We start from the raw sequence: 10,170 nt of genomic DNA on the forward strand, positions 1-10,170 counted from the left end.
GAAACTACAGGGCAGGTAAGCCATACCGGGACCAGCGACTATCCCCATTATCGGGGACACTCACAAGGTAACGGGCTGCGGAATCGGGGGATCCGCAGGTAGCGGGGGAGACAACGGCCGGGGCGAAAGGGGGCGCCCCGGCCGTTGGTCTTGCAGTAGGAACTGAATCAGAGAGGGCAGCAGCGGAATCTTGAAATCGGTGCCGAACACGTAGACTATGGGGCAGCGATTTATCGAACTTTTTCTTCAACGGAAAGGCTGAAGTAGTTCACCGTGGGCGAATTTATCTACACCATGAAGAACGTGCGCAAGACGCACGGCGACAAGGTCATCCTCGATGACGTCACGATGATGTTTTACCCGGGCGCCAAGATCGGCGTCGTGGGACCCAATGGCGCCGGTAAGTCCTCGATCCTGAAGATCATGGCCGGCCTGGATCAGCCCTCCAACGGTGAGGCCTTCCACGACCCGGGCGCGACCGTGGGCATCCTGCAGCAGGAGCCGCCGCTGAACGAGGAGAAGACGGTCCGCGAGAACGTCGAAGAGGGCCTGGGCGACATCTTCGAAAAGAAGCAGCGCTTCGAGCAGATCGCCGAGGAGATGGCGACCAACTACACCGACGAGCTCATGGAGGAGATGGGCAAGCTCCAGGAGGAGCTCGACGCCGCCGACGCCTGGGAGGTTGACTCCAAGATCGAGCAGGCCATGGAGGCCCTGCGCTGCCCGCCGTCCGACGAGCCGGTGACCAACCTCTCCGGTGGTGAGCGCCGCCGCGTCGCCCTGGCGAAGCTGCTGCTCTCTGAGCCGGATCTGCTGCTGCTCGACGAGCCGACTAACCACCTGGACGCCGAGTCCGTCCTGTGGCTGGAGAAGCACCTGGCCGACTACAAGGGTGCCGTCCTGGCCGTGACCCACGACCGTTACTTCCTCGACCACGTCGCAGGCTGGATCTGTGAGGTCGACCGCGGCAAGCTCTACCCCTACGAGGGCAACTACTCCACCTACCTGGAGACCAAGGCCAAGCGCCTCGAGGTCGCGGGTAAGAAGGACGCCAAGCTGCAGAAGCGCCTGAAGGAAGAGCTGGCCTGGGTCCGCTCCGGCGCGAAGGCCCGCCAGGCGAAGAACAAGGCCCGCCTCGAGCGCTACGAGGAGATGGCTGCGGAGGCCGAGCAGTACCGCAAGCTCGACTTCGAGGAGATCCAGATCCCGACCCCGCCGCGCCTGGGCAACCAGGTCGTGGAGGTCAACAACCTCACCAAGGGCTTCGGCGACCGCGTCCTGATTAAGGATCTCTCCTTCACTCTGCCGCGCAACGGCATCGTCGGCGTTATCGGTCCGAACGGTGTGGGTAAGACGACGCTGTTCAAGACCATCGTTGGTCTGGAGGAGCCGGACTCCGGCGAGGTCAAGGTCGGTTCCACCGTGCAGCTGAGCTACGTGGACCAGAACCGTGAGAACATCGACCCGGAGAAGACCGTGTGGGAGGTCGTCTCCGACGGCCTGGACTACATCGTCGTCGGCCAGAACGAGATGCCATCCCGCGCGTACCTCTCCGCATTCGGCTTCAAGGGTGCGGACCAGCAGAAGCCGTCCAAGGTGCTCTCCGGTGGTGAGCGCAACCGCCTGAACCTCGCGCTGACGCTGAAGCAGGGCGGCAACCTGATCCTGCTGGATGAGCCCACCAACGACCTCGACGTCGAGACCCTCGGCTCCCTGGAGAACGCGCTGCAGAAGTTCCCGGGCTGCGCCGTCGTGATTTCCCACGACCGCTGGTTCCTGGACCGCACCTGTACCCACATCCTCGCCTGGGAGGGCAACGTTGCTGAGGGCCAGTGGTACTGGTTCGAGGGCAACTTCGAGGACTACGAGAAGAACAAGGTCGAGCGCCTCGGCCCGGAGGCGGCACGCCCGTCCCGCGTCACGCACCGCCGCCTGACTCGCTAAGCGCTTAACCCGCTAAGCAGGGGCTTTGCCGCTCGCGCTGTACTAGCGTGGGCGGTATGACCCCGTTGCGTTCAATCTCCGATACCCCCATCACCGAGCTGCCTGGCTACCAGCGCAACTTCGCTCCCGGCCGGCTGTCGGTGGGGCTCTCCCTGCCCATCGGGCGCCGCGATAACGAACGCCCCACGGAGGTAGCCAGCCCAGCAGGATCGGGGAGTAGTGCAGATCCCGCCGCCGACCTCGCCGAACAGCTACGCCTGATTCGCCTCGCCGAGGACGGCGGCTTTTCTGCTGTCTGGGCACGCGACATCCCCCTGAGCGTGGAGACCTTCGGCGACGACGGGCAGGTCTACGACCCCTGGATGTACCTGAGTTACATCGCCGCGCAGACCTCGACAATCGCGCTGGGGACCGCAGCGATCGTCGTCCCCTTCCAACACCCCCTGTTGATGGCCAAGCGGGCGGCAAGCCTGGACCGCTTGAGTGGCGGGCGTTTCCTCATGGGTATCGCCACCGGCGACCGCCCGGAAGAGTTCCCCGCATTCAACCAAGAGCAGGGCGCCAGGGACGAACGCTTCCGCGAGCACCTCGCCGTCTACACCAAGGCACTGCGCACCAGCATGCGCCCAATCCGATGGTCCGAAGGAAAAGTCGGCGGCGCCGAAGTGCTCCCCAAACCCACCGCCCACCACGTGCCCGTGTTGGCCACCGGCTCCTGTCAGCAGAGCCTGGAGTGGAAAGCCGAGCACACTGACGGCTGGTTCATGTACCACAAGGGACTCGCCATCCAACAGAAGAACGTCGACCAGTGGCGCGAAGCTGTCGTCGACGCGTGCGGGGAAGGTGCCTTCAAACCCTTCCTGGAGGCGATGTGGATCGACCTGCACGAGGACCCGGACGCCCCCGCCCAGGGCGGAACCTTCGGCTACCGACTCGGGCGAAACACCCTGGTCTCCCTGCTGAACTCCCAACGAGAGATCGGGATCAACCACGTCAGCATCAACCTGCTGGGCTCCACGCACCGAGCCGGCGAGCAGATCGAAGAAATCGCCGAGCACGTCCTACCGAAGGTGACCGGATAGCTACCTCAGCCCGCAACGGACGTCCCACCAGGAGCGGGAACCACAGCTCACAGGAAAAAAGAAAGGAAGACCATGCCGAAGAAGATCGCGCCCCGCGTCCTGTCCTGGGCATCCATCCTCGATGAGGGGACCGAACAGCAGGCCATCGACCTGGCCACGCTGGACATCGTCACCCCGCACGTCGCGCTCATGCCGGACGCGCACTTCGGGATGGGGAGTGCGGTCGGCACCGTCATCCCCACCGCAGGGGCGGTCATCCCCGCAGCGGTCGGCGTGGATATCGGCTGTGGCATGATCGCCGCCCGCACGAAGTACACGGAAGCAGACATCGCCGACCTGGATCTCGTCGCACTGCGTGACGAGCTAGAGCGCGCGATTCCGCTCTCGCCGGGCAACTACAACAAGAAGATCCACCTGGACCACACCGCACGCCGGATCGCGGAGCTGGAGGAGCACGCTACGCGCGATGGGGTGGACCTGTCCCATTCCCCGAAATGGCGCGAGCAGCTCGGCTCCCTGGGCGGCGGCAATCACTTCATTGAACTGTGCATCGACGAGCTGGGTCGGGTCTGGTGCTTCCTGCACTCCGGCTCCCGCGGAGTGGGCAACAAGATCGCGCAGAAACACATCCGCATCGCCCAGCAGCAATGCGCCGAGGCGGGCATCGAGCTGCCGCACCGCGACCACGCCTACCTGCGGGAGGGCACCCCGGAATTCGATCAGTACATCGCCGAGCTGCACTGGGCGCAGTCCTTCGCCCTGGCCAACCGCGAGGAGATGATGGACCGCTTCGTAGACCAGCTGGCCCGCGCGATGGGGGAGCAGGGCGCGACGGGGCAGGGCAACGCCGAAAATGGCGCGGTGGAAGTCGAGCGCATCAACACCCACCACAACTACACCGAACCCGTGACGATCGACGGGCGCACGCTGTGGCTGACCCGGAAGGGGGCGATCAACGCGGAAGCTGGTCGCCCGGGTCTTATCCCCGGAAGCATGGGTGCGCGCTCCTACGTCACCCGCGGCAAGGGAAACCCGCAGGCCTTCTGGTCCGCCCCGCACGGCGCCGGCCGGGTGCTCTCGCGCCGGGCTGCGAAGAAGCGCTATACCGCCGAGGACCTTGACCAGCGGATGTCCGGCATCGTCTACCGGCCGGGCGCGGCGTGGGTGGACGAGATCCCGGACGCCTATAAGCCCATCGATCAGGTGATGGCGGACGCCCGCGACCTGGTCGAGGTCGTCCACGAGCTGCGCCAGGTGCTGAACCTCAAGGGCACATAGCCTTAGGCGTGTGGTTAGGCTGGTGGCCATGAGTGTGCAGCTGCGAATGGTGAACAAGGCCCCGCGCTCCGTGGCGCGTCGAATCGCAAGTGTGGCGGAGCGGGTGCTGAGCATGGACCCCGAGGCGCTCGCTCGGCTGCGCCCATTGCCGGATGGCTTGGACATTTTCTTCTCCACCCCACTTGGTTGCGCTCTCAGCCAGCGCTTGCCCGGGGCGGTGCTGGACGGACAGGACGACGACGCCGACTCGACCGTCGTGCGGGCAGCAGCAGTGAAGGATGCGCTGCAGCAGTGGGCTGGCTCCGCGGGCACCGATGGCGGGCCAGGTGAATCCGACGCCACCTTCGATCTGGGCACCAGCGTGGACATGATGTGGCTGGGCGCCCTGCCACCCGTCAGCGGTTTCCAGCTGGTGGATTGGGTGCCCGCCGAGGTGCTGCGGGAGGTTTACCGCGAGATGGAGGAGGAGCACGAGCTGCGCGGCGGACCCGCGGGGCTAGCCCCTTCGATGCTGGACCAGGAGCTGGTGGAGGTCACCAGCGAGGCTGGGCAGGGCTTTTCCGGGGAGACCTCCAACGGAGATCCGGCCGGGGGCGCTGCGCCCCAGCTGGTGAACATCACCGGCCGGATGGTCGCTACAGCCGGGGCGACGGGCATCATCAGCCCACCGCCAGCCGCGCTGCAGGAGAAGCATCCAGGGCGCCAACTCGACGTGGTGCGGGTGGCCGCCACCGGATCCTGGATCCGGCTGGACGGGGTCTTCGGCACCCTCTACTCCCCGCGTCCCGGGGGACTGGCGCGCCTGCCTTAGGCGTCCCAGGAGCGCCCGGAGCGCATGGTCGGTTCGTTGACCAGCATCTGCGCTACTCGCTCCATGTGATCCCACATTGCGGCTCGGTGTTCGGCCGGCAGGGTCTTCTCGTCCACGGTCTCCATGGCATTAGCCATGAGCTCCAGCCATCGGTCGCGAGCTGCCTCGTTGATGTGGAACTGGGCGTGGCGCATCCGCAGGCGGGGGTGGCCGCGCTTCTCGTTGAAGGTCTCCGGCCCGCCCCAGTACTGCGCGAGGAACCAGCGCAGCCGGTCCTCAGCACCCGCCATGTCGTCGGCTGGGTACATCGGGCCCAGGATGTCGTCGTCCTTCACCTGCTTATAAAACTCGGACACGATGGTGCGGAAGGTTTCCTCGCCCCCAACTGCATCATAAAAAGTGCCCATTGTTCCTTAACTTTTCCTCTCTGGGGTGCCTGCCATTCGGGCCACCCATCGGTGCACGCGAACGGGGCCGGAGCCCCCGCCGCGGCTGGTTCTTTCCTCCCGAGACTAGCGTTTTCCCGGCTGTAGCCGCGGGCCGTCTAGTCTCGAGCTGGCTCCGGCACCACGTCTTAAGCCACTACGCGGTGGCGTCGAAGGCCTGGGCGGTCTTGGCGCGAGCCACCCGGTCGCGGCCCTCTCGCAGGGTGCGGCGCAGTCCGGCCGGGGTATCCGGGGCTTCGATCAGCTCGGCGACCTGGCGGTCCGTCTCCTCGGTGAGGTCCCAGGCCGGGTAGATGCCGGAGAGGGTGCGCAGTGCCATCTCGGGGCTGAGCTCCTCCCACAGGCGGGCGGCATTGGCCACGTAGCTAGGGCCAAAGGGCTGCAGCAGCGCGCCCTGACCCACCCGGGTCAGCCCCGCCATGCGGTGGCGCAGCGCGAGGTTGGAGAGCTGCGGGCCACGCTGCGTGATCTCCTCCCACACTGCGGCCTTGACCTCGGCGGTCGGGACGGCCGAGCGTGCCTCCAGCGCTAGCATCGCACCGGAGGAGGACGCATCGCGGGTTTCCTCCTCGGCGATTCGCGCGTCCACCTGCTCTTCGGATTCCCCGCTTTCGTCCTGGCTGGCGGCCAGGGCGATGAGGAACTGCCAGCGCAGGTCCTGGTCGATCTCCAGCCCCGGCGCATAGTTCGCCGCGTCTCCGCCGAGCAGCTCCTGCAAGATCTGGGCGGACTCGGCGCTGTGGACGCTGTGTGCAAACGCGCGGGCGAAGGCCAGCTGCGCCTGGCCAGTGGTTTCCTTCATGCCGCGCAGGAAGGTCTCGCGCAGCAGTTCCCAGCCCTGCTGGCGCCACTGCGGGGCAGCGTAGGTGCTCACCGCCACGCGGGACTGCGCGAGGACCTGCTCCAGCACCGCCATCTCGGTCTCCGCGACCGCACCACGCGCGACGAGTGCCACGAAGTCGCGGGCCTTCATCTGAGCATTTCGGGTCATGTTCCAGGCCGCGGACCAGATCAGGGAGCGCGGCATCGGGTCGGCGATCGCGGTGATGTTTTCGGTCGCCACCTTGAGGGAATCCGCGTCCAGCTCGATGAAGGCGTAGCTCAGGTCGTCGTCGTTGACGATGACGAGCTCGCCCGCCGGGGTTCCATCTAGCTCCGGGATCGCGGTGGTCGGCCCAGCGACGTCGGCGTCCACGCGGGTGATGCGGCTGAGCTGCCCGTCGTCGTCGGTGCGGTAGATGCCGATGCCGATGCGGTGGGTACGGGTTTCGCCGGCCCCCGGGGCCGCCCCGCTCTGCTCGACGGCGAAGTTCCGGTAGGCGCCATCGACGACATCGAAGCTGGCCTTGAGCGTGTTGATGCCGGTGGTCTTTAACCACTGATCCGCCCAGTCCGACAGGTCCCGGCCGCTGGAGCGCTCCAGCGCGGAGAGCAGGTCGTCGAAGGTGGCGTTTTCCCAGGCGTGTGCCGCGAAGTGGGTGCGCACCCCGGCGAAGAAGGCCTCCAGGCCCACGTAGGCGGCGAGCTGCTTGAGCACGCTTGCGCCCTTGGCGTAGGTGATGCCGTCGAAGTTGGCGTCCACGGTGACGATATCGGAGGCATCGGTGAACACCGGGTGGGTGGTGGAGAGCTGGTCCTGAGCATAGGCCCAGGCCTTTTCTTTATTGCCGAAGGTCACCCAGGCGGTGTCGAAGCGGGTGGCATTGGCCTGGCTCATGGCAGCGGACCAGGTGGCGAAGGACTCGTTGAGCCACAGGTCATCCCACCAGGTCATCGTCACCAGGTCGCCGAACCACATGTGTGCCAGCTCGTGGAGGATCGTGTCCGCGCGGCGCTCGTACTCATAGTGGCTGGCTGCAGACCGGAAGACGTACTCGTCGCGGATCGTCACCACACCGGCGTTTTCCATCGCGCCCATGTTGTACTCCGGGCAGAACACCTGGTCGTACTTGTAGAAGGGATAAGCGATGCCGAAGTGCTCGGAGTAGTAGTCGAAGCCCTGCTTCGTGACGGTGAACAGCTCCTCGGCGTCCAGGTGCTCGGCCAGGGACTGTCGGCAGTACAGGCCCAGCGGCACGGTCTGGGAACCGCTGTTCTGGATCTCGCCGCGGGCGCGCGCCTCCACCAGCGCATCGTCGGAGGTCTCCGGGTGGGCGGTGATCTCGCCACGCCACACGTCGGTGACCTCGTGCCACGGCCCTACGCAGAAGGCGATCAGGTAGGTGGACAGCAGGTAGTCCACCTCTGCGCGGTGAACCACCGTGTCGCCCTCGAGCTCGGCCGCAACGACGTTATTCGTCACCACGCGCCACGGCTGCGGGGTGCGCACGCTCAGCGAGTAGGTGGCCTTGATGTCCGGCTGGTCGAAGCAGGCGAAGACACGCTTCGCGTCGGCGGTCTCGAACTGGGAGTAGAGGTAAATATTGCCGTCTGCGGGATCCTGGAAGCGGTGCAGCCCCTCGCCGGTGACGGAGTAATCGCCCAGCGCGTCGACCACCAGCTGGTGCTCGCCCGCGGCAAGATCCGCAAGGACGATGCCCGCGGTGACGTCGTAGTCGCCGGTACCGATGGCCTGCTCGGTGATGTCCTTCCCATCGAGGTGGACGGAGTTCACCTCGCGCGCCCGGAAATCCACGAAGGTGGAGCCAGCGCCAGAGCGGAAGTCGATCGTGGTGCGGCTCGGGAACTGCTCGCGCTGCATATCCTCGCCGGCAGAAAGGTCCAGCTCCACGGTGTAGTGGACATCGGAGATCAGCTCGGCGCGGGCCTGAGCTTCGGTCTGAGTGAGATTCGTTGAGGTCATGCGCTCCACCCTACGCGCGGGCCCGGACACGGATTTCCGCTCCTTGCACCCGAGGGCGTCGTCGTTAAGAAAACGTGGAGTCCGGCGAGATGTATACAGTGGCGGGAAGAACAGAAGAAGAAAAGGAAAGGAGCCCGCCGTGGCCACCACGAACGAGCTGAACATGTACTTCGACGTCACCTGCCCCTTCGCCTGGGTGACCAGCCGCTGGCTGCTGGAGGTGGAGAAGGTCCGCGACGTGAAGGTGAACTTCATCCCGATGAGCCTGTCCGTCCTCAACGACGGCCGCGACCTCGACTCCGCCTACATGGACCGCATGGAGGCAGCCTGGGCACCGGCGCTGGCCGCTGCCGCGATCTACACCAAGCACCCGGACCAGATCGCCGATTACTACACCCTGATGGGCGAGGCCATCCACAACGAGAACCGCGGCGAGCGGGACTACATCGGTTGCTACGACGACCTCATCGCCGAGGTCGTTGAGAAGCTCGACCTTCCGGAGGGCTTCATCGACCGCATCGGGCTGCGCCCCCACGCCGAGAACGCATTCCTCGACGAGCTGAAGGAAACCCACCGGCACGGCATCTCCCTGGTTGGCGACGAGGTCGGCACCCCGATCGTGGACATCGACGGCCGGGGCTTCTTCGGCCCCGTGCTGACCCGCGTGCCAAAGGGGGAGCAGGCAGGCGAGCTGTTCGACGCCTCCGTCACCCTGGGCAGCTACCCGCACTTCTTCGAGCTCAAGCGGACCCGCACGGAGGATCCGAGCGCCACGGAGACTGCGGTAGGCTAAAGATCATGCGAATTTATCTTGGTGCCGATCACGCCGGTTTTGACATGAAAAACCTCATCGCAGACCACCTCAAGGCCGCTGGCCACGAGGTGATCGACTGCGGTGCACACACCTACGACGCGAACGACGACTACCCGGCTTTCTGCATCGAGGCAGCCCGCCGGGTCGTTGCCGACGAGGGCTCCCTGGGCATCGTCCTGGGTGGTTCCGGCAACGGCGAGCAGATCGCCGCGAACAAGGTGCCGGGCGCACGCTGCGCGCTGGCCTGGTCCGTGGAGACCGCGAAGCTCGCCCGCGAGCACAACAATGCCCAGCTGATCGGCCTGGGTGGCCGCATGCACTCCGAGGAGGAGGCGCTGGCCATCGTGGACGCCTTCATCGCCCAGGAGTGGAGCGAGGCGGAGCGCCACCAGCGCCGCATCGACATCCTCGCCGAGTACGAGAAGACCGGTGAGGCGCCGGCCCTCCCGGAGGCCTAAAGTCCGCGGCTCACCCCGGTGGCGCCGGTTGGGTAGTTGACCGCGCCATCGTGTAGGGTGTCTATCCACAGCAAGCTTCGTGCTCACGCCGGGCCGGCATGATGCGAAGATTGCTTTTTGGGAACGTCGTATAGTGGCTAATACCTCAGCCTTCCAAGCTGAAGACGCGGGTTCGATTCCCGTCGTTCCCTCCACTCTGACCAGCGGTTATAGCGGGGGATTCCAAACTGCGCATAGCGGTTTGGACTTTCCCCAGGGCTAACGTATGGTTAGAGCGCACGCAACGCGAGCTTAGGTTCGCGAAAGTGTGGCCGGGGCATGGCGCAGTTTGGTAGCGCACTCGCTTTGGGAGCGAGGGGTCGCAGGTTCAAATCCTGTTGCCCCGACGGCAAAGGTTCACCCCTAGTCTTCGGACTAGGGGTTTTCTTGCGTCCTAGGCTCGTCAAGCGCCTAACGCGGGTTAAGGGTCAAAAAGTGTGTCCGGAATCGCCGATTTTCAGGGGTTGACCTGTAGGTTTCAGGAAAGTATATGCT

8 protein-coding genes and 2 tRNA genes are annotated in these 10,170 nt (G+C 65.5%); 8 read left to right on the plus strand and 2 right to left on the minus strand.

Annotation, left to right across the window (positions count from 1 at the left end; genetic code table 11):
* Positions 1-273 precede the first annotated feature (273 nt).
* The 4 genes from ettA to QP997_RS09490 all read left to right on the plus strand — a co-directional run bounded on the left by ettA (position 274) and on the right by QP997_RS09490 (position 5,115).
* Entirely contained in the window at positions 274-1,944 is a 1,671-nt protein-coding gene (gene ettA, locus QP997_RS09475) for an energy-dependent translational throttle protein EttA (RefSeq protein ID WP_070758674.1), read from the plus strand.
* A gap of 56 nt (positions 1,945-2,000) precedes the next feature.
* A complete protein-coding gene (locus QP997_RS09480; RefSeq protein WP_284846985.1) occupies positions 2,001-3,026 on the plus strand; it encodes an LLM class oxidoreductase in 1,026 nt (341 codons plus the stop codon).
* A gap of 72 nt (positions 3,027-3,098) precedes the next feature.
* Complete coding sequence (locus QP997_RS09485) at positions 3,099-4,304, plus strand: RtcB family protein (protein WP_284846986.1); 1,206 nt, start codon at positions 3,099-3,101, stop codon at positions 4,302-4,304.
* 28 nt (positions 4,305-4,332) lie between these two features.
* Complete coding sequence (locus tag QP997_RS09490) at positions 4,333-5,115, plus strand: DUF8185 domain-containing protein (RefSeq protein ID WP_284846987.1); 783 nt, start codon at positions 4,333-4,335, stop codon at positions 5,113-5,115.
* Here the strand turns inward: QP997_RS09490 and QP997_RS09495 are convergent.
* Both QP997_RS09495 and pepN read right to left on the minus strand, forming a co-directional pair.
* Positions 5,112-5,522 (minus strand): globin, encoded by a 411-nt coding sequence (locus QP997_RS09495; protein ID WP_284846988.1) that lies wholly within the window; start codon positions 5,520-5,522, stop codon positions 5,112-5,114. The genes QP997_RS09490 and QP997_RS09495 overlap by 4 nt on opposite strands.
* A gap of 175 nt (positions 5,523-5,697) precedes the next feature.
* On the minus strand, positions 5,698-8,364 hold the full coding sequence (gene pepN, locus QP997_RS09500) for an aminopeptidase N (protein WP_284846989.1): 2,667 nt from the start codon (positions 8,362-8,364) through the stop codon (positions 5,698-5,700).
* 139 nt (positions 8,365-8,503) lie between these two features.
* On the opposite strand from pepN, the gene QP997_RS09505 reads away from it, so the two are divergent.
* The 4 genes from QP997_RS09505 to QP997_RS09520 all read left to right on the plus strand — a co-directional run bounded on the left by QP997_RS09505 (position 8,504) and on the right by QP997_RS09520 (position 10,022).
* Entirely contained in the window at positions 8,504-9,157 is a 654-nt protein-coding gene (locus tag QP997_RS09505; RefSeq protein WP_502870455.1) for a mycothiol-dependent nitroreductase Rv2466c family protein, read from the plus strand.
* 5 nt (positions 9,158-9,162) lie between these two features.
* Positions 9,163-9,636 (plus strand): ribose-5-phosphate isomerase, encoded by a 474-nt coding sequence (locus QP997_RS09510; protein WP_012360630.1) that lies wholly within the window; start codon positions 9,163-9,165, stop codon positions 9,634-9,636.
* 119 nt (positions 9,637-9,755) lie between these two features.
* Positions 9,756-9,830: transfer RNA gene (locus QP997_RS09515), tRNA-Gly, on the plus strand.
* A 118-nt stretch (positions 9,831-9,948) separates the two neighbouring features.
* Positions 9,949-10,022, plus strand: a tRNA-Pro gene (locus tag QP997_RS09520).
* The last annotated feature ends 148 nt before the right edge of the window (positions 10,023-10,170 follow it).

This window comes from Corynebacterium sp. MSK039 (genome assembly GCF_030232315.1).
Lineage (GTDB): Bacteria > Actinomycetota > Actinomycetes > Mycobacteriales > Mycobacteriaceae > Corynebacterium.

What these genes read in the sequence shown, in the direction of transcription:
- pepN (WP_284846989.1), bottom strand. Translation starts at nt 8,364, where the DNA reads ATGACCTCAACGAATCTCACTCAGACCGAAGCTCAGGCCCGCGCCGAG.
- QP997_RS09480 (WP_284846985.1), top strand. Translation starts at nt 2,001, where the DNA reads ATGACCCCGTTGCGTTCAATCTCCGATACCCCCATCACCGAGCTGCCT.
- QP997_RS09495 (WP_284846988.1), bottom strand. Translation starts at nt 5,522, where the DNA reads ATGGGCACTTTTTATGATGCAGTTGGGGGCGAGGAAACCTTCCGCACC.
- QP997_RS09485 (WP_284846986.1), top strand. Translation starts at nt 3,099, where the DNA reads ATGCCGAAGAAGATCGCGCCCCGCGTCCTGTCCTGGGCATCCATCCTC.
- QP997_RS09490 (WP_284846987.1), top strand. Translation starts at nt 4,333, where the DNA reads ATGAGTGTGCAGCTGCGAATGGTGAACAAGGCCCCGCGCTCCGTGGCG.
- QP997_RS09510 (WP_012360630.1), top strand. Translation starts at nt 9,163, where the DNA reads ATGCGAATTTATCTTGGTGCCGATCACGCCGGTTTTGACATGAAAAAC.